Annotated in this window: 19 protein-coding genes and 1 riboswitch; of the genes, 12 read left to right on the forward strand and 7 right to left on the reverse strand. The window is 73.1% G+C overall.

Features of this window, described 5'->3' with window-relative positions; genetic code table 11:
- Positions 1 to 4 precede the first annotated feature (4 nt).
- From ACLGIH_RS18420 to ACLGIH_RS18435, 4 genes are all read left to right on the forward strand, one after another.
- Positions 5 to 1,270, forward strand: a complete 1,266-nt coding sequence (locus ACLGIH_RS18420; RefSeq protein WP_416526330.1) for an ABC transporter substrate-binding protein — start codon at positions 5 to 7, stop codon at positions 1,268 to 1,270.
- A 41-nt stretch (positions 1,271 to 1,311) separates the two neighbouring features.
- A complete protein-coding gene (locus tag ACLGIH_RS18425; protein WP_416526331.1) occupies positions 1,312 to 1,560 on the forward strand; it encodes a DUF3263 domain-containing protein in 249 nt (82 codons plus the stop codon).
- An 80-nt stretch (positions 1,561 to 1,640) separates the two neighbouring features.
- Positions 1,641 to 2,516, forward strand: a complete 876-nt coding sequence (otsB, locus tag ACLGIH_RS18430; protein WP_416526332.1) for a trehalose-phosphatase — start codon at positions 1,641 to 1,643, stop codon at positions 2,514 to 2,516.
- An 8-nt stretch (positions 2,517 to 2,524) separates the two neighbouring features.
- Entirely contained in the window at positions 2,525 to 2,752 is a 228-nt protein-coding gene (locus ACLGIH_RS18435; protein WP_416526333.1) for a hypothetical protein, read from the forward strand.
- A gap of 13 nt (positions 2,753 to 2,765) precedes the next feature.
- Here ACLGIH_RS18435 and ACLGIH_RS18440 read toward each other — a convergent pair whose 3' ends face one another.
- Both ACLGIH_RS18440 and ACLGIH_RS18445 read right to left on the reverse strand, forming a co-directional pair.
- Positions 2,766 to 4,169 carry an alpha,alpha-trehalose-phosphate synthase (UDP-forming) gene (locus ACLGIH_RS18440; protein ID WP_416526334.1) on the reverse strand — a complete coding sequence of 468 codons (1,404 nt, stop codon included), beginning with the start codon at positions 4,167 to 4,169 and terminating at the stop codon, positions 2,766 to 2,768.
- A gap of 117 nt (positions 4,170 to 4,286) precedes the next feature.
- Positions 4,287 to 5,231: a glucosyl-3-phosphoglycerate synthase gene (locus ACLGIH_RS18445; protein WP_416526335.1), complete on the reverse strand. Its 945-nt coding sequence runs from the start codon at positions 5,229 to 5,231 to the stop codon at positions 4,287 to 4,289.
- A 134-nt stretch (positions 5,232 to 5,365) separates the two neighbouring features.
- Positions 5,366 to 5,506, forward strand: a riboswitch (SAM riboswitch).
- 18 nt (positions 5,507 to 5,524) lie between these two features.
- Here ACLGIH_RS18445 and thrC point away from each other — a divergent pair.
- The 6 genes from thrC to ACLGIH_RS18475 all read left to right on the forward strand — a co-directional run bounded on the left by thrC (position 5,525) and on the right by ACLGIH_RS18475 (position 12,583).
- Positions 5,525 to 6,832: a threonine synthase gene (gene thrC, locus ACLGIH_RS18450; protein WP_416526336.1), complete on the forward strand. Its 1,308-nt coding sequence runs from the start codon at positions 5,525 to 5,527 to the stop codon at positions 6,830 to 6,832.
- Entirely contained in the window at positions 6,829 to 7,104 is a 276-nt protein-coding gene (locus ACLGIH_RS18455) for a MoaD/ThiS family protein (protein WP_416526337.1), read from the forward strand. The genes thrC and ACLGIH_RS18455 overlap by 4 nt, the downstream gene beginning before the upstream one ends.
- Before the next feature lie 440 nt (positions 7,105 to 7,544).
- Positions 7,545 to 7,748, forward strand: coding sequence for a cold-shock protein (locus ACLGIH_RS18460; RefSeq protein WP_004986573.1), 204 nt, complete (start codon positions 7,545 to 7,547; stop codon positions 7,746 to 7,748).
- Positions 7,749 to 8,042: 294 nt separating this feature from the next.
- Positions 8,043 to 9,665, forward strand: a complete 1,623-nt coding sequence (gene groL, locus ACLGIH_RS18465; RefSeq protein ID WP_416526338.1) for a chaperonin GroEL — start codon at positions 8,043 to 8,045, stop codon at positions 9,663 to 9,665.
- Between the two features lie 218 nt (positions 9,666 to 9,883).
- On the forward strand, positions 9,884 to 11,014 hold the full coding sequence (locus ACLGIH_RS18470) for an NADH:flavin oxidoreductase (protein WP_416526339.1): 1,131 nt from the start codon (positions 9,884 to 9,886) through the stop codon (positions 11,012 to 11,014).
- Positions 11,015 to 11,047: 33 nt separating this feature from the next.
- Complete coding sequence (locus ACLGIH_RS18475; RefSeq protein WP_416526340.1) at positions 11,048 to 12,583, forward strand: carboxylesterase/lipase family protein; 1,536 nt, start codon at positions 11,048 to 11,050, stop codon at positions 12,581 to 12,583.
- Positions 12,584 to 12,616: 33 nt separating this feature from the next.
- Here ACLGIH_RS18475 and ACLGIH_RS18480 read toward each other — a convergent pair whose 3' ends face one another.
- The 4 genes from ACLGIH_RS18480 to ACLGIH_RS18495 form a co-directional block, all read right to left on the reverse strand.
- Positions 12,617 to 13,180, reverse strand: coding sequence for a hypothetical protein (locus ACLGIH_RS18480; protein ID WP_416526341.1), 564 nt, complete (start codon positions 13,178 to 13,180; stop codon positions 12,617 to 12,619).
- Positions 13,128 to 14,576 carry a PTS transporter subunit EIIC gene (locus tag ACLGIH_RS18485; RefSeq protein ID WP_416526342.1) on the reverse strand — a complete coding sequence of 483 codons (1,449 nt, stop codon included), beginning with the start codon at positions 14,574 to 14,576 and terminating at the stop codon, positions 13,128 to 13,130. Before ACLGIH_RS18485 ends, ACLGIH_RS18480 begins: the two co-directional genes overlap by 53 nt.
- 15 nt (positions 14,577 to 14,591) lie before the next feature.
- Positions 14,592 to 15,527, reverse strand: coding sequence for an N-acetylmuramic acid 6-phosphate etherase (gene murQ, locus ACLGIH_RS18490; RefSeq protein WP_416526343.1), 936 nt, complete (start codon positions 15,525 to 15,527; stop codon positions 14,592 to 14,594).
- A gap of 131 nt (positions 15,528 to 15,658) precedes the next feature.
- Entirely contained in the window at positions 15,659 to 16,606 is a 948-nt protein-coding gene (locus ACLGIH_RS18495; RefSeq protein WP_416526344.1) for a MurR/RpiR family transcriptional regulator, read from the reverse strand.
- A gap of 65 nt (positions 16,607 to 16,671) precedes the next feature.
- On the opposite strand from ACLGIH_RS18495, the gene ACLGIH_RS18500 reads away from it, so the two are divergent.
- Both ACLGIH_RS18500 and ACLGIH_RS18505 read left to right on the forward strand, forming a co-directional pair.
- On the forward strand, positions 16,672 to 17,052 hold the full coding sequence (locus ACLGIH_RS18500) for a hypothetical protein (RefSeq protein ID WP_416526345.1): 381 nt from the start codon (positions 16,672 to 16,674) through the stop codon (positions 17,050 to 17,052).
- A complete protein-coding gene (locus ACLGIH_RS18505) occupies positions 17,049 to 17,327 on the forward strand; it encodes a DUF4031 domain-containing protein (protein WP_416526346.1) in 279 nt (92 codons plus the stop codon). The genes ACLGIH_RS18500 and ACLGIH_RS18505 overlap by 4 nt, the downstream gene beginning before the upstream one ends.
- Here the strand turns inward: ACLGIH_RS18505 and ACLGIH_RS18510 are convergent.
- A complete protein-coding gene (locus tag ACLGIH_RS18510) occupies positions 17,309 to 18,376 on the reverse strand; it encodes a GNAT family N-acetyltransferase (protein ID WP_416526347.1) in 1,068 nt (355 codons plus the stop codon). The genes ACLGIH_RS18505 and ACLGIH_RS18510 overlap by 19 nt on opposite strands.
- Positions 18,377 to 18,382: the final 6 nt, after the last annotated feature.

Genomic DNA, 18,382 nt, shown 5'->3' on the forward strand with positions numbered 1-18,382 from the left:
ATCAGTGCAGCGGCGTAGGACAGGAACGATCGCGGTGGTGTCCGCACTGGGCATGACGGCGGTCCTCGGTGGCTGCGGGATCACCGGTGACACGGACGAGGTGACGCTGAGGCTGGTCGCCGCCGACTACGGCGACAGCAAGGCCACCGGCTCGCAGAAGTACTGGGACGAACTGGTCGAGGCCTACGAGGCCGACCACCCCGGCGTGCACGTCGACGTCACCGTCCACTCGTGGAACGACGTCGACCGCAAGGTCCGCGAGATGGTCCGGGCCGGCGAGGCGCCCGACATGGCGCAGATCGGCGCCTACGCCGACTACGCGGCCGACGACCTCCTCTACCGGGCCGACGACCTGCTCTCCATCCAGACCCAGGCCGACTTCGTCTCCCAGCTCGCCGGCGCGGGCCAGGTCAACGGAGTGCAGTACGGGATGCCGTTCGCGGCCTCCACGCGCGTGCTGTTCTACAACAAGAGCCTCTTCGAGGACGCCGGCATCACCCCTCCCGAGAGCTGGGACGACCTCGTCGAGGCCGCCGAGGCGCTCGAGGCGGAGGGCGTGAAGTTCCCGTACGCGCTGCCGCTGGGCCCCGAGGAGGCGCCGGCCGAGACCCTCCAGTGGCTGCTCAGCGGCGGGGGCGGCTACACCGACACCGTCGGCACCTACAGCATCGACTCCGTGCGCAACGTCGGCACCTTCACCTGGCTCAAGGACGAGCTGGTCGGCAAGGGCCTCACCGGCCCGGTCGCGCCGGGGAAGCTGAACCGCGCCGACGCGTTCGCCGCGTTCGCCGCCGGTGACGTCGGCATGCTCAACGGCCACCCCACGCTGATGAAGACGGCCGCCGACAAGGGCGTGAAGTTCGGCATGGTGCCGACCCCCGGCATCGACGGGCCGAGCCGGCGCACGCTGGGCGTCGCCGACTGGATGACGGCCTTCAAGGAGAACGGCCACCAGGAGCAGATCGGCGACTTCCTCGACTTCGTCTACAGCGAGGAGAACGTGCTCGACTTCTCCCGCCGCTACGACCTGCTGCCGGTCACCACCTCCGCCTCCGAGACCATGAGCACGGCCGAGGAGGACAAGCACCTCAGGCCGTTCCTGAAGGAGCTGGTGCTCTCCGAGCTGTACCCGGTCGGCAAGACGTCCTGGGCGTCGGTCAGCGCGGACATCAAGAAGCGCATCGGCCAGGCGGTCGGCTCCGACGGCGACCCCAAGTCCGTACTGGGGCTGATCCAGGCGACGGCGGTGCGGACCGAGAGCGCGGAGTAGGGCCGCGCGCGGTGTCGGTGCCCGGCGTTACGGTTCTGGACATGGTGGGCGACGTGGGCGACGGGCAGCGGCTGGGACAGCGGGAGCGGGACATCCTCGCCCTGGAGCGCCGCGGCTTCCCCGGCCCCGGCGCGAAGGAGCGGGCGATACGCGAGGAGCTGGGCCTCGCCCCGGTCCGCTACTACCAGCTGCTCAACGCCCTGCTGGACGACCCGCGGGCGCTGGCGGCGGACCCGGTGACGGTGAACCGGCTCCGGCGGGTCCGGGAGACCCGCCGGGCGGAGCGCTGAGGCCGGCCGCCCGGCCGCCGGACGTCCGGAAGGCGACCGGGCGAGGCGTGCGCGAGGCGCTTGCGGGATAGGTTCGCCCCATGGGCAGCCACACGGAACCCTCGACCTCTTTCGCAGACGACCTGCCGGAGCCGGCCACCGAGGCGGGCCGCGACGGTCTGGACGCCATCCTCGCGCGCCCCGGCCGCGCGGTGATCGCGCTGGACTTCGACGGCACGCTCGCCCCGATCGTCGCCGACCCCGAACAGGCCCGCGCCCACCCGGACGCCGTCCCCGCGCTGGTGGCCCTCGCCCCCGAGGTCGCCTCCGTCGCGGTGGTCACCGGCCGCCCGGTCGACGTCGCCGTCCGCAACGGCGGCTTCGCGGGCGTGGCCGGCCTGGAGCACCTCGTCGTCCTCGGCCACTACGGCGCCGAGCGGTGGGACGCCGCGACCGGGGCGGTCACCGCGCCGGAGCCGCACCCCGGCGTCGCCGCCGTCCGCGCCGAGCTGCCCGGGGTGCTGGACCGGGCCGGTGCGTGGCGGGGGACGTGGGTCGAGGAGAAGGGCCGCTCGGTGGCCGTCCACACCCGCCGTGCCGACGATCCGCAGGCCGCCTTCGAGGCCCTGCGCGCCCCGCTCACCGACCTGGCCGCCCGCCACGGCCTCATCGTGGAGCCCGGCCGGATGGTCCTGGAACTCCGCCCGCCGGGCATGGACAAGGGCGTCGCGCTGCGCGAGCACGTCCGCCGGACCGGCGCCGAGTCGGTCCTCTACGCCGGCGACGACCTCGGCGACCTCCCGGCCTTCGCGGCGGTCGACGCCCTGCGCACCGACGGCGTCCCGGGCGTCCTGGTGTGCAGCGGCAGCGACGAGGTGACGCGGCTGAGGGAGCGGGCGGACGTGGTGGTGAAGGGCCCGGAGGGCGTGGTCGCGCTGCTGCGGGCCCTGGCGACGACGCTGTCCACCAGGTCTTAGAACGGCAGTTGTGGTCGGCGGTCGCCGTCTCCTACCTCCTGCTCAGCCGCACGCTGCCGCGCCGCAGCCCGGCGCTCAGGGCCACCGGCCGGATCACCGCGGGCGGCGTCCTGGCGGTCATGGTCCTGATGGTCACCACCGCGCCGACCCGCGCCCAGCTGCTCGCCTCGGCGGTCCTCGCCGCGGCGCTCGCCCTGCTCGGCCACCGCAGGGCCCGGCGGGCGGCCGGGCGGTGACCGGCGGCCGGCATCAGCCCCGCAGCGCCTCCAGCTGCTCCAGGAACCACCGCCCCGGCGGCAGCGCGGTCGCCGCCGCGGCCAGCCGCTTGGTCCGCTCGGCCCGTTCTCCCGCACCGGTGGTCAGCGCCCGGTGCAGGGCGCTCGCCGTCTGCGTCACGTCGTACGGATTGACGACGACCGCGTCCTCGCCCAGTTCCTCGTACGCCCCGGCCTCCCGCGACAGCACCAGCACGCACCCCTCGTCGGAGACGACCGGCACCTCCTTCGCGACGAGGTTCATCCCGTCCCGGATCGGGTTCACCAGCGCCACGTCGGCCAGCCGGTAGGCCGCCAGCGACCGCGCGAAGTCGTCCTTCACGTGCAGCACCACCGGCGTCCACCCGGCCGTCCCGAACTCCGCGTTGACCGACTCCGCGACCCGCCGCACCTCGGCCGTGTAGTCGCGGTACACCGCGAGGTCCTGCCGCGACGGGTACGCGAACGCGACGTGCACCACCCGCTCGCGCCACTCCGGCCGGTCCGCAAGCAGCTGCCGGTACGCCAGCAGCCCCCGCACGATGTTCTTGGACAGCTCCGTCCGGTCCACCCGGACGATCGTCTTCCGGGCGTTCCCGTCCGGGTCGGTGCCGATCTCCTCCCGCAGCGCCGCCATCCGCTCGTCCACATCGGCCTCGTGCGACCGCCGCCGCAGGAAGTCCCCGTCGGCGCCCAGCCCGTGCACGCCGATCCGGGTGTCGCCGAGCCCGCCGACGAGCGCCTCGCAGCACCCGGTGAAAGCCTGCGCCCACCGCTGCGTCAGGAACCCGAGCCGGTCCGCGCCCAGCATCCCGCGCAGCACCTGCTCGGCGATGTCGTCGGGCAGCATCCGGAAGTACTCCACCGGAGCCCAGGGCGTGTGCGAGAAGTGGCCGATGCGCAGGTCCGGCCGCAGCGCCCGCAGCATGCCCGGCACCAGCGTCAGGTGGTAGTCCTGCACGATCGCGACCGCGCCCTCGGCCGCCTCCTCGGCCAGCGCCTCGGCGAAGGCCCGGTTGTACGCCTCGTACGACGCCCACTGCCGCCGGAACTCCGCGTCGAACACCGGCTCCAGCGGCGTCTGGTAGAGCATGTGGTGCACGAACCACAGCACGGAGTTGGCGATGCCGTTGTACGCGTCGGCGTGCACGTCGGCCGGAATGTCCAGCATCCGCACGCCGTCCTCGCCGACCCCGCGCCGCACCGCCTCCCGGTCCCCGTCCCCGAGCGCCGAGCACACCCACAGCGCCCCGGCGTCCGGCCCGATCGCCGAGAGCCCGGAGACCAGCCCGCCGCCGCCGCGCCTGGCGTGCAGGGAACCGTCCTCCCGTACCTCGTACGAGACCGGCCCACGGTTGGAAGCCACCAGCACCTGAGCAGTACCGAACGTCGAAGCCATAAGCCACAACGTAGCCCGGCCCCGAAACGCTCAAACGTTCCCGGGGGTGAACCCGGCGGCAATTCGGTCAGGTGACCCACGCCCGCCGACGGCCTTGGCCGCCGGCGCCGGCCGGGGTCACGCCACCTTCCGCGCCGCGTACTCCGGAACCTCCGCCATCGGCGGACGCTCCTCCGTGTCCACGGAGTACGTGCGCGGCTCGAAGCCGTCCTCGGCGCGTTCGAACTGGGTGAGGGACGGGCGGACCAGGTGGCCGCGGGCCAGCCGGAGCTGGGCGGTGCGGTAGATGGCGGCGGCCATCCGGCCCAGGGCCTGGCCGTCCTGGTGGCGGTGCCTGCGCACCCCGACGTCCACCTGGGCGAGCGCGTCCAGGCCCACCAGGTGCAGGGCGTCGACCAGCATGCCCAGCTCCACGCCGTAGCCGACGGGGAAGGGCAGCTGCTCCAGCAGGGAGCGGCGGGCGGCGTACTCGCCGCCGAGCGGCTGGACGAAGCCGGCCAGCTGCGGCCAGTGCATGTTCAGCAGCGGGCGGGCCATCAGCTCGGTGACCCGGCCGCCCTGACCGGGCGCGGCGCCGAGCGGACGGTCGTACATGGCCTTCACCAGGGCCACGTCCGGGTCGGTGAGCAGCGGGCCGACGATCCCGGAGACGAAGCCGGAGGAGAAGTCGCGCAGGTCGGCGTCGACGAAGCAGACGATGTCCCCGCTGGTCACCAGCAGCGAGCGCCACAGCACCTCCCCCTTGCCGGGCACGGCCGGGATGCGGGGCAGGATCGCGTCGCGGTGCACGACCCGGGCGCCCGCCGCGGCGGCCACCTGAGGCGTACGGTCGGTGGAGCCGGAGTCGACGACCACGATCTCGTCGACCAGCGGCAGCTGCTCCATCAGGTCGTGCCGGATCACCGCGACGATGTCGCCGACGGTCTCCTCCTCGTTCAGAGCCGGGAGCACGACGCTGACCGACTGGCCGCCGGCCCGCTTCGCCGCCATGATCTGGTGCAGCGGCCGGTCGGCCGCGGACCAGGAGCGGGCGGTCAGCCAGCGCTCGACTTCCTCCAGCACGGTCGGCGGCTCCTCCCTGTGGGTCCGTCTCGCGGTTCGGACGACTATCTCAACGGTCATGGCCTTCGGTTACAGTCTTGAACAACGCGGATGACCGTCGCATGTCGGGGTCTCCGCGTCCGAAAACTTCATACAGCTCATCCAGAGGGGCAGAGGGACACGGCCCGATGAAGCCCCGGCAACCCTCCAGTCGGTCTCGTGAAGGTGCGAGGCTCCCGGCTAGGGAAGGTGCCAAATCCGTCTCACGGCGAAGTGCGTCGTGAGGAAGATGAGGAGAAAGGGCCTCGCCTCACATGGCTGTGCAGACTGTCGCAAGCACCACCGACTCCACCGCTCCCGCCACCTCCGTCGACCTCGGCCCCGCCGTGGCACTCTCCTGCCGGGAGTGCGGCCACCGCGTGCCACTCGGCCCGGTCTTCGCCTGCCAGGAGTGTTTCGGCCCGCTGGAGATCGCCTACGACTTCGGTGTCGGCTCGAAGGCCGACACCGAGGAACTCCGTAAGCGCATCGAGGCGGGCCCCGCGAACATCTGGCGCTACGCGCCGCTCCTGCCGGTCCCGGCCGACGTCGCCGGCAAGCCCAACCTGAACCCGGGCTGGACCGCGCTGGTCAAGGCCGACAACCTCGCCCGCGAGCTGGGCGTCACCGGCGGGCTCTACATCAAGGACGACTCCGGCAACCCGACCCACTCCTTCAAGGACCGGGTCGTCGCCCAGGCCCTGGAGGCCGCGCGCGCCTTCGGCTTCACCACCCTGTCCTGCTCCTCCACCGGCAACCTGGCCGGCGCCGTCGGCGCCGCCGCCGCCCGCGCCGGCTTCCGCTCCTGCGTGTTCATCCCGCACGACCTGGAGCAGGGCAAGGTCGTCATGGCCGCCGTCTACGGCGGCGAGCTGGTCGGCATCGAGGGCAACTACGACGACGTGAACCGCTTCTGCTCCGAGCTGATCGGCGACCCGGCCGGCGAGGGCTGGGGCTTCGTCAACGTCAACCTGCGGCCGTACTACGCGGAGGGCTCCAAGACCCTGGCGTACGAGATCTGCGAGCAGCTCGGCTGGCAGCTGCCCGACCAGATCGTGGTGCCGATCGCCTCCGGCTCCCAGCTCACGAAGATCGACAAGGGGCTGCAGGAACTGATCGCGCTCGGGCTGGTCGAGGACAAGCCGTACAAGATCTTCGGCGCGCAGGCCGAGGGCTGCTCGCCGGTGTCCGCGGCCTTCAAGGCCGGGCACGACGTCGTCCGTCCCCAGAAGCCGAACACCATCGCCAAGTCGCTGGCCATCGGCAACCCGGCGGACGGCCCGTACGTCCTGGACATCGCCCGCCGCACCGGCGGCGCGGTGGAGGACGTGACGGACGAGCAGGTGGTCGACGCGATCAGGCTGCTCGCCCGGACCGAGGGCATCTTCGCGGAGACGGCGGGCGGTGTGACGGTCGGCGTGACGAGGAAGCTCATCGACAGCGGCGCGCTCGACCCGGCGCTGACGACCGTCGTCCTCAACACCGGTGACGGCCTCAAGACCCTCGACGCGGTGGCCGGCACCGGCCTCACCGCCACCATCCGCCCGAACCTGGACTCCTTCCGAGAGGCTGGCCTCGCATGAGCGTGACCGTTCGTATCCCGACCATCCTGCGCACCTACACCGGCGGCCAGGCCGAAGTGAGCGCCGAGGGCGCCACCCTCTCCGAGGTCATCTCGGACCTGGAGAAGAACCACGCCGGCATCGCCGCCCGGGTGCTGGACGACCAGGGCAAGCTGCGCCGGTTCGTCAACGTGTACGTCAACGACGACGACGTCCGCTTCGAGCAGGGCCTGGAGACCGCGACCCCCGACGGGGCCGGCGTGTCCATCATCCCGGCGGTCGCCGGCGGCTGAACCGGCGTTTCCGTTACCGACGGTAATGTCGGTGACATAGGGTTTCCCCTATTGCCCCCTCCGTGAGAGATGCGGAGGGGGCAATTCCGTGTGATTGAGCGCGGTAGAGTTGGGGAACGCGCTCCCGACCGCAAGGTCGGAAACCCTGAATTCCTGCCGTACGCCCGACAAGATGTAGCCAAACTGTGGGTGTCTTTCGCGGCTTTTGCGCCGTTCGTCCGGCCCGACTTGCCCTGGAATCGCACGAATTCTCGCCATATTCCGGACCGGGTCCGTCCAGAATTCTCGTCCGATTGACCTGTTGCAGACGGCAGTTGGACAGATACATTCAGCCGCGGTCGACGCGTTCCGGCGCACGCCCCCATCCGTTGGGGGGTGAGGTCTGACCCGGATCCGCGAAGTGTGGATCTGTGCAAGGGCCAGTAATAGGGGAGTTAGGCATGGCTCAGGGCACCGTCAAGTGGTTCAACGCGGAGAAGGGGTACGGCTTCATCGCGGTCGACGGTGGTGCGGATGTTTTCGTCCACTACAGCGCGATCCAGATGGACGGCTACCGCACCCTTGAAGAGGGCCAGCGGGTCGAGTTCGAGATCTCGCAGGGTCAGAAGGGCCCGCAGGCCGACATGGTGCGCGTCACCGCCTGATACGCGCGTCCGACCGCAGCGAACGGTCTTCTCCGGAGGGTCCGCACCCGGCAGGGTGTGGGCCCTCCGGCATGTCCGGGGACGTGCCCGCTTCGCGGGCGCACCTTGCACTCGGACGGGTCGAGTGCTAATCATTGGCGTTAGCACTCTGAAGGTGAGAGTGACAGCGAAGGACCGGGTCGGTGAGGCCCGCGGGCCGGGTGGGGCAAGGAACCACAAGGCCTGCGAGCCGTCCGTCGCGGGCGCGGGCGCGGTCCGAAGGAATCACCCCCAGTCCTGGAGGGACCACTTCACATGGCCAAGATCATCGCGTTCGACGAGGAGGCGCGGCGCGGCCTCGAGCGCGGCATGAACCAGCTCGCGGACGCCGTGAAGGTGACGCTCGGCCCCAAGGGCCGCAACGTCGTCCTCGAGAAGAAGTGGGGCGCGCCCACGATCACCAACGACGGCGTGTCCATCGCCAAGGAGATCGAGCTCGAGGACCCGTACGAGAAGATCGGCGCCGAGCTGGTCAAGGAAGTCGCCAAGAAGACGGACGACGTCGCCGGTGACGGTACGACCACGGCGACCGTTCTCGCCCAGGCCCTGGTCAAGGAGGGCCTGCGCAACGTCGCCGCCGGCGCCAACCCGATGGCCCTGAAGCGCGGTATCGAGAAGGCCGTCGAGGCCGTCTCCGCCGCCCTGCTGGAGCAGGCGAAGGACGTCGAGACCAAGGAGCAGATCGCCTCCACGGCCTCCATCTCCGCCGCCGACACCCAGATCGGCGAGCTGATCGCCGAGGCCATGGACAAGGTCGGCAAGGAAGGCGTCATCACCGTCGAGGAGTCCCAGACCTTCGGTCTGGAGCTGGAGCTCACCGAGGGTATGCGCTTCGACAAGGGCTACATCTCGGCGTACTTCGCCACCGACATGGAGCGTATGGAGGCCGTCCTCGACGACCCGTACATCCTGATCGCGAACTCCAAGATCTCCAACGTCAAGGACCTGCTCCCGCTCCTGGAGAAGGTCATGCAGTCGGGCAAGCCGCTGCTGATCATCGCCGAGGACGTCGAGGGCGAGGCCCTGTCGACCCTGGTCGTCAACAAGATCCGCGGCACCTTCAAGTCCGTCGCCGTCAAGGCCCCGGGCTTCGGCGACCGCCGCAAGGCCATGCTCGGCGACATCGCCATCCTCACGGGCGGCGAGGTCATCTCCGAGGAGGTCGGCCTCAAGCTGGAGAACGCGACCCTGGACCTCCTGGGCCGCGCCCGCAAGGTCGTCATCACCAAGGACGAGACCACCATCGTCGACGGCGCCGGCTCCACCGACCAGGTCAACGGCCGCGTCAACCAGATCCGCGCCGAGATCGAGAACAGCGACTCGGACTACGACCGCGAGAAGCTCCAGGAGCGCCTGGCGAAGCTGGCCGGCGGCGTGGCCGTCATCAAGGCCGGTGCCGCCACCGAGGTCGAGCTCAAGGAGCGCAAGCACCGCATCGAGGACGCCGTCCGCAACGCCAAGGCGGCCGTCGAGGAGGGCATCGTCGCCGGTGGTGGCGTGGCCCTGCTCCAGGCCTCCCAGGTCTTCGAGAAGCTGGAGCTGGAGGGTGACGAGGCGACCGGCGCCAACGCCGTGAAGCTCGCCCTGGAGGCCCCGCTGAAGCAGATCGCCGTCAACGGTGGTCTCGAGGGCGGCGTCGTCGTGGAGAAGGTCCGCAACCTGACCGTCGGCCACGGCCTGAACGCCGCGACCGGCGAGTACGTCGACATGATCGCCGAGGGCATCATCGACCCGGCGAAGGTGACCCGTTCCGCGCTGCAGAACGCCGCCTCCATCGCCGCGCTGTTCCTCACCACCGAGGCCGTCATCGCCGACAAGCCGGAGAAGGCCGCGGCCCCGGCCGGCGGCGGCATGCCGGGCGGTGACATGGACTTCTGATCCTTCCGGGGATCGGTTCCGTCCTTCCGTACCGAGGGCGGCACTCCTGGCCACGGCCGGGGGTGCCGCCCTCGGGCGCGTCCGGGACCGGGGAGTGTGGGCCGGGTCACGAGCAGGGCCGGTGAGGAATGCCGGTGGCGGGGTGGCCGGTTGTGCCTGGACACAGCTAAATGCGTGTGCACATACTGACCGGTACCCCCATCGCGAGGAGCCCCCGAGTGACCGCCACCGCCGCCGAGGCCGCCACCCGTGCCGCCCGGATACTCTCCCGGCCCACCGTCATCAACGGCCTCACCGTCCCGAACCGCATCGCCATGGCACCGATGACCAGGATGTTCTCCCCGGGCGGCATCCCCGGCGAGGACGTGGTGTCGTACTACTCCCGCCGTGCCGCCGCCGGTGTCGGCCTGATCGTCACCGAGGGGACCTACGTCGGGCACGAGTCCGCCGGGCAGAGCGACCGGGTGCCGCGGTTCCACGGGGAGGAGCAGCTCGCCGGCTGGGCGAAGGTCGCCGAGGCGGTGCACGCGGCGGGCGGCACCATCGTGCCGCAGCTGTGGCACATCGGGATGGTGCGCAAGCAGGGCGACCCGCCGTTCCCCGGCGCGCCCGCCGTCGGGCCCTCCGGGCTGCGCATCGGCGAGGACGAGGCCACCGGCAGGGCGATGACCCGGCAGGACATCGACGACGTCGTCGGCGCCTTCGCGCAGGCCGCCGCCGACGCCGAGCGCATCGGCTTCGACGGCGTCGAGATCCACGGCGCGCACGGCTACCTCGTCGACCAGTTCCTGTGGGCGGGCACCAACCGCCGTACCGACGCCTACGGGGGCGACCCCGTGGCCCGTACCAGGTTCGCGGCCGACATCGTCGCCGCCGTGCGGGAGCGGGTCTCCGCGGACTTCCCCGTCATCCTCCGGTACTCCCAGTGGAAGCAGGACGCCTACGGCGCCCGCCTCGCCGACACCCCGGAGGAGCTGGACGCCGTCCTCGCCCCGCTCGCCGCGGCCGGTGTCGACGCCTTCCACGCCTCCACCCGCCGCTACTGGCTCCCGGAGTTCGACGGCTCCGACCTCAACCTCGCGGGCTGGACGAAGAAGCTCACCGGCAAGCCCGCCATCACGGTCGGCTCCGTCGGCCTGAACGGCGACTTCATCAAGGCCTTCCAGGGCCAGGGCGCCGAGCTGGGCAGCCTCGACAACCTGCTGGACCGGCTGGAGCGCGAGGAGTTCGATCTCGTCGCCGTCGGCCGTGCGCTGCTCCAGGACCCGCGGTGGGCCGAGAAGGTGCTCGCCGGGCGCACCGAGGAGCTGGCGCCGTACGACCCCGCGGCGCTGAAGACCCTGAGCTGAGCGAGCGCTCAGTGACGGGCTAGGGTCCGGTGCATGACGAACCCTGAACCCGTGGTAAGAACCGAACCCGTGGTGCGCACCGCCGCCGGTGCGGTGCGCGGACGGCGGGAGGACGGACTGACGGTCTTCCGCGGCATACCGTTCGCGCAGGCGCCGGTCGGCGGGGCCCGGTTCGCGGCCCCGCTCCCGCCCCGCCCGTGGGACGGCACGCGCGACGCGTACGCCTTCGGCCCGCCGGCCCCGCAGGAGGCGGGCATGCTGGGCCGCGCGGCCACGCAGGCCCTCCCGGCGGGCGACGAGTGGCTGACGGTCAACGTCTGGACGCCCGACCCCGACCCGGCCGCGCGCCGCCCGGTGATGGTGTGGATCCACGGCGGCTCCTACAAGTTCGGCCACTCCGGCAGCCCCGGCTACGACTCCCGCCTGATCGCCGCAGCCGGCGACGTCGTGGTCGTCACCCTCAACTACCGCCTCGGCATCGAGGGTTTCGCCCGCATCGAGGGCGCCCCCGCCAACCGCGGCCTGCTCGACCAGGTCGCCGCCCTGGAGTGGGTACGGGAGAACATCACGGCGTTCGGCGGCGACCCCGGCCGGGTGACCGTCTTCGGCGAGTCGGCGGGCGCCGGTTCGATCGCCGCGCTCCTCGCCATGCCGAGGGCGGCCGGGCTGTTCCGCCGGGCCATCGCCCAGAGCGTTCCCGGCACGTTCTTCTCCGACGACCTCGCCCGCGACATGGCGACGGCCCTGGCCGCCGAGGCCGGCCTGCGTCCGACGGCCGCCGACCTGTCGGCCACCGACCCGCGGGAACTGCCCGCGGCGGGCGAGGCGCTGGCCGCCCGGATGTCCCAGTACGCCGACCGCTGGGGCCAGGCCGCCCCCACCCGCACCCCCTTCGCGCCGGTCGTCGACGGCGACGTACTGCCCACCACCCCGTGGCGGGCGCTGGCCGCCGGAGCGGCGCGGGACGTCGAGCTGGTCGTCGGGCACAACCGCGACGAGTTCCGCCTGTTCACCGCCCTGGCCGGACGCCTCGGGCAGGCCACGGAGGAACAGGCGGCCAGGACGCTGCGCATGTACGCGCCGGGGGCGGACGGCGAGGCGGGGTACCGGGCGGCGTTCCCGGACGCCACCCCGGGCGAGCTGCACGAACGCGTGCAGACGGACTGGCTGTTCGCCGTCCCGTCCCTCCGTCTGGCCGAGGCCCGGGCGGCCGGCGGCGGCCGGGCCCACCTCTACGAGCTGACCCTCCCGGCCCCGGCCGACCCGGCCCTGGGCGCCTGCCACGCCCTGGACCTGCCCCTCCTCTTCGGCACCTTCGGCGCCGACCTCGGCCTGCTCTTCTTCGCGGGCGCCGAGCCCGCGCCCGAGGTCAGGTCGCTGTCCGACTTCATCCGCCGCTCCTGGACGGCGTTCGCCACGACGGGCGATCCCGGCTGGCCCGCCTACGACCTTCAGCGCCGGCCGGTCCAGATCCTGGACGTGGAGCCGAGGGTCGCCCCTTACCCGGAGGAGGCCTCCCGCCGGCTGTGGGAGGGCACGGACTTCGAGGCGCTGCCCCTGCTGGGCTGAGCGGGGAGGCCGGGTGCGGCGCCCCGGTGCCGCCTACGGCATCGGTTCGATGTCCGTGCGGACCGGGGTGCCCCATACGCGCAGCACCTCGTAGTCCGTGAACTCGTGCACCAGGCGGTAGGCCGACGCGGCGTGCGGGCCGCGGCACTGGGCGGCGATGTACAGCTCGGCCTCGCGGCGGTCCCGGCGGGGGGTGCCGCACAGCTGCCACGCCTGGCCGTTCCACAGCTCCGGCAGCCAGCGCTGCTGGGGCTGCGGGCGGTCGCCGCGCACCCCGTAGCGGGACTGGACCGGCTCGGTGGCCCGGGGGCGGGCCGCCGGACCGGTGAACTCGGCGCGGCGGGCGGCCCGGCGGCGGGTCTCGCACAGCAGGCACAGGTCGGGCGCGCTCTCGTCGACCGGGCCGGTCGGGTGCTCCGGGCAGCGGGTGCTGGGGGCGGTGGTGGTGACGCTGTCCTCCAGCAGGTCCAGCGCGCGGCGCAGGTCCGCCCCGACCTCGTGCAGCCGGGCGTCGCGGGTGTCGGCGGTCAGGGCCTCGCCGTGCTCACCGAGGAGACGCAGGGCGCGGCCCAGGGCGGTCAGCTGGGCGTGGTTCATGCTCCTCAGAATCGCACACGCCACTGACACCCCCGAGACCGAAGAAGTACGTCGCCGCGAAGCCGACCGCGTACCCCGTCAGCAGCCCGCCCCCGTACACCGCCGCCGTGAGCGCCCAGCCGCCGCTGCCCGCGAGCAGCGGGAACAGGGCCCAGCCCGACGGGCCGATCGCCGTCGCGCCCGTCGGGGTGCCGAGCATCGCGAACAGACCGACGAAGGCGCCGCCCGCCGCCCCGCCCACGCAGGCCGTGAGGAAGGGGCGGCCGAGGGGGAGCGAGACGCCGTAGATGAGCGGCTCGCCCACGCCCAGCAGACCCGCCGGGAGGGCCGATCTGATCGTCGTACGGATGGACGTGTCGTGGCGCAGGCGGACGTACACGGCCGCCGCCGCGCCGACCTGGCCCGCGCCCGCCATGGCGAGGAGGGGCAGCAGCACGGTGTGGCCCTGCTGGTCGATGAGGGTGGTGTGGATCGGGATCAGGGCCTGGTGCAGGCCGAGCATCACCAGGGGGAGGAAGAGGCCGCCGAGCAGCAGGCCGGCCAGTGCGCCCGTCGTCGCGAGCAGCCAGTTCGCCGCCGTGCCGACGGCCGAGGACACCGTGCCGGCCGTGGCCATGAGGACGTAGAGCGTGAGCAGGCCGGAGACCAGGACCGTGAGGGTGGGGGTGAGGAGGACGTCCAGGGTGCCGGGGAGGCGGGCGCGGCACCACTTCTCCACGCAGGTGCCGAGGAGGGCCGCCGCGAGCGCGCCGAGGACGCCGCCCTGGCCCGGGGCGAGCGGCGTCCCGAACGCCGTCACCTGCGCCACCCCCGGGTACACCACGACGGCCGCCACCGCGCCGCCCAGCACCGGGGTGCCGCCGAACTGCTTGGCCGTGTTGTGCCCGACGAAGACCGCGATCAGGGCCATGAAGGCGGAGGACAGGGCGGTCAGCGCGGGCGTGAGCCCCGTCAGCCAGCCCGCGTTGCGCAGCAGGCCGCCGACGCCGGCCAGGATGCCGCAGCCGATCAGGGCCGGGATGAGGGGGACGAAGATGTCCGCCACCCGGCGCAGCGCCGTCTTCAGCGGGGTGGCGTTGCGCTCCTTGCGGGCCGCCCGCAACTCGCCTCCCCGGTCGGCCAGTTGCCGCGCGGCCGTCGGCGCCCCCAGCAGCCGTTCGAACTCCTCCGCCACCCGGCCCACCACCCCGGGCCCCAGCACGATCTGGTACGACCGGCCGTCCTCGACGACGCCCAGCACCCCGGGCAGCGCCCGCAGTTCGGCGTCCCGCACCCGGGACCGGTCGGCGAGGCCCAGCCGGAGGCGGGTGACGCAGTGGGCGACGGAGCGGACGTTCGCGGGCCCGCCCACCAGGGGGAGGAGCGCGGTGGCCGTGGAGCGGGGGTCGTGGGGCACACCCCGAGGGTGCGGTCAGCCGCCCGCCGCTGCCAGCGCGGCGCGCAGATGGCCGCCGGAGTCCTCCAGAAGGCGGGCGGCCGTCGGGCCGTCCACGTCGGCCAGCAGGGTCAGGATGGCGTGCTTCACCTCGCCGTCGGTGGCGGCCAGGGCCCGTTCCACCTCCGCGTCGTCCGCGCCGGTGGCGAGCGCGACGATCCGCCGCGACCGGGCGCGCAGTTTCTCGTTGGAGGCGCGGACGTCGACCATCAGGTTCCCGTACGTCTTGCCGAGGCGGACCATCGTGATCGTCGACAGCATGTTGAGGACCAGCTTCTGCGCCGTGCCGGCCTTCAGCCGGGTCGAGCCGGTGATCAGCTCGGGCCCGACGACGACCTCGATGCCGTGCTCGGCGGCGGCGGCGAGGGCGCTGCCGCTGTTGCACGCCAGGCCGACGGTCAGGGCGCCGCGGGCGCGGGCGTGCTCGACGGCGGCGATCGCGTAGGGCGTGCGGCCGGAGGCGGAGACGCCGACCACCGTGTCGTCGGCGGTCAGCGCGAGCGTGTCGAGGTCGGCGCGGGCCAGCTCGGCGGAGTCCTCGGCGCCCTCCACGGAGCTGACCATGGCCTCGGGGCCGCCCGCGATCAGGCCGACGACCTGGCCGGGGGCGGTGTTGAAGGTCGGCGGGCACTCGGAGGCGTCCAGCACGCCGAGCCGGCCGGCGGTGCCCGCGCCCGCGTAGACCAGCCGCCCGCCGCGGGTCATCCGGGCGGCCACGGCGTCGACGGCGGCGGCGATCTCCGGCAGCCGCTCGGCGACCGCGGCGGGCACCCCGGTGTCCTCGCCGTTCATCAGCCGCGCGATGTCGAGCGTGGGCAACCGGTCGATCTCGGCCAGCTCGGGCCGGAAGGCCTCGGTGGTGAGGTGCTCCAGCTGGGAGCGGAGGTCGGGGTGACGGGGGGTGGCAGTCATGGAGGGGCGGCTCTCTTCAACTTCCGTGTGTGTCTTGTCCCGAGGGGCGCGGGGCGGTATCGGTGTGCGGCTCGGCCGGGTGGGCGGCGACCGGCCACGGACGGCCCGCGACCGCCCGTGACGACCCGGCCCTACGGTCTGCCGCGCGGCCCTCCGTGCCGGTGGGCCAGCGCCTCGTACGAGGCCGACAGCGCCGGCGCCGCCACGTCGTACGTCCGCTGCGCCACCCCCACGAACAGGCAGTCCACGACCAGCAGCTGACTGGTCCGGGACGACATCGCCGCCGGCCGCAGCTCGCTCTCCCGCGAGGTGGACGTGGTCAGCACGTGGTCGGCGTACTGCGTGACCGGGCTGTCGGGGCGGCCGGTGACGGCGATCGTCGTCGCCCCGTGCTCGAAGGCGACCCGCAGCGGCTCGATCACGTCCCCGGTCGAACCGGAGTGGGTGATGGCGATGGCGACGTCACCGGAGCGCAGCTGCACCGCGTTGGTGACGGCGAGGTGCGGGTCGCCGGGCGCGTGGGCTATGAGCCCTATGCGCAGCAGCTTCTGGGTGAGGTCCTGGGCGACCAGCCCGGAGGCGCCGATGCCGTACACGTCGGTGCGGCGGGCGGCGGCCAGCGCGGTGACGGCGGCGCCGAGCTGTGCGGTGTCCAGGCCGGCGGCCGTGTCGGCGAGGGTCTGCTGCTCCTCGTAGGCGAGCTTGGCCACCACGTCGGCGATCGGGTCGTCCACCGCGATGTCGGTGGTGATGGCGGGGGCGCGGCCGGACTGCTGCTGGGCGGCGAGTCCGGCGAGGGCGAGGCGCAGGTCGCGGTAGCCGGGGTAGCCGAGCAGGCGGGCGGTGCGCACGACGGTCGCCTCGCTGGTGCCGGTCAGCTCGGCGAGGCCGGTGACGGTGAGGGCCGCGCAGCCGGCCGGGTCGCTCGCGACGGCCTCGGCGACCCGCTGCATGGAACGGGTCATCGACGGCGCCAGCGTGCGCACCTTGGCCGCGAGGGCGGCGGGGGCGGGCGCCGGGGCGGTGCCGCCGCCCGGGGCGGAGGCCCGACCGAAAGTTTCCTTCACTTCCTCGGTCACCCATGAAAGATATTTTCGGATCGTGGGCCCGTCAAGAGCGCGTGGGGCGCGCGCACAATGGGTGCATGGATCCCGTCAGCCCCTTGGAGCAGACTCTGCACGCCGCGCGCGCCCTCGTCCTCGCCGACCTCGTGGCGGGCGACGTGGCCGAGGCGGACGTGGTGTCGCTCGTCGAGGAGTCCGTCGTACAGCGGCGGTGGTGGGTCGAGCAGTGGCCCGAGGGTGCGGAGTTCGTGGCCGGGCTGGTCGCGCAGGACGTGCAGGACGCGCTGCTGGAGCGGTACGGCCGCTGGCCGCTGTGCCCGGTGTGCGGCTCCGGCGACCCGCACGCGCTGGACGTCCAACCGGAACTGGGCCCCGACCCGCACTGGGTGTGCGGCAAGGCGGGCGTGAAGGTGGCGGCGGTGGGCTCGCTGGGCCGGACCGGCGGGGCGCCCTCCTCGTGACCGTCTACATCGACCCGCCGACCTGGCCCGGCCACGGCCGGATGTGGTCGCACCTGGTCAGTGACGTCTCCTACGACGAACTGCACGCGTTCGCCGCGCGGCTGGGTGTGCCCCGGCGCGCCTTCGAACGCGACCACTACGACATCCCATCCCACCGGTACGCGGACGCGGTGGGCGCCGGGGCGGTGCAGGTCAGCAGCCGCGAGGTGGTGCGGCTGCTGCACGGCGCGGGCCTCAGACGGCGCAAGCGCGGGGCCTATCCGCGCAGCTCGTAGGCGGACTGCTCGTCGTCCTCGGCGACCCGCGTGAAACCGGCCCGGACGAGGACGTTCTGGGAGGCCAGGTTGCCGGACTCGGTCCGGGCGAACACGGACGTCACCTCCTCGTGGTCCAGCGCCCACGCCGTGAGGGCGAGCAGCGCCTCCGTCGCGTAGCCGTGGCCGCGGGCGGCCTCGACGAGGTCGTAGCCGACCTCCACCCGGCCGTCCTCGTCCGGGGGCCCGTGGAAGCCCATGGCGCCGACCGCCAGCCCGTCCTCCCGGCGGACCAGTGCGAACATGCCCCACTCGGGACGGTGCACGCCCTCCCGGTAGGCCTCGGTCAGCAGTCCGGCGCCCTCCCGGGTGCCGTCGATCGGCCCGCCCTCGACCCATGCGAAGCCGCCGTCGCCGCCGATGCCCAGGTCGGCCGCGGACGCGGGCGTGACGCCCTCCAGGGTGAGCCGGCCGGCCGGGTGGACGAGGTTGTTCTTCCAGCGCCACTCCGTCACCCGGGCGCGGCCGGGCAGTTCGCCGCGGCCGGTGGCCCACAGGAGCGTGCGCCAGGGGTCGGCGGCCGGCCGGACGTGCGGGAAGATCCGGGTCAGCACGTATTCGCAGACGTCGGCGGGCGGCGCGAAGTCCACGCCCAGGCCCTCGGCGATGTCGTGGGTGTGCAGCAGCACCTCGGCGATGCCCATCGCGGCGAAGCCCTCGCGGTTGGCGCTGCGGAAGGGGTACGGATGGAAGGCGCGGACCTCGCGGGGCGTGGTGCGGACGGTGGCGGCGAGCAGGCCGCCCATCGCCTCGACGACCCGCAGGGTGCCTTCGTTGCCGGTGCCCTCGTCGAGGCCGATCTCGAACGGGAGGTAGGCGTCGCCCGCCCGCCCGGCGAGCTGTGCCGCATAGCCGACGAGGCACTCCGCGACGTGCGTCGCCGTCTGCCGCACGCTCCAGTCCAGGCCGCCCGCCCGCGGCTCGTCCCAGTCCCGGTCCGTCGCCGCCCGCAGCGCCGCCACGGCGCATCCGACGGCCTCTTCCACGCGTTCCCCGCCCATGTTCCGCATGCCGGG

Origin of the sequence: Streptomyces hamibioticus, assembly GCF_047946815.1 — a bacterium.
GTDB lineage: Bacteria > Actinomycetota > Actinomycetes > Streptomycetales > Streptomycetaceae > Streptomyces.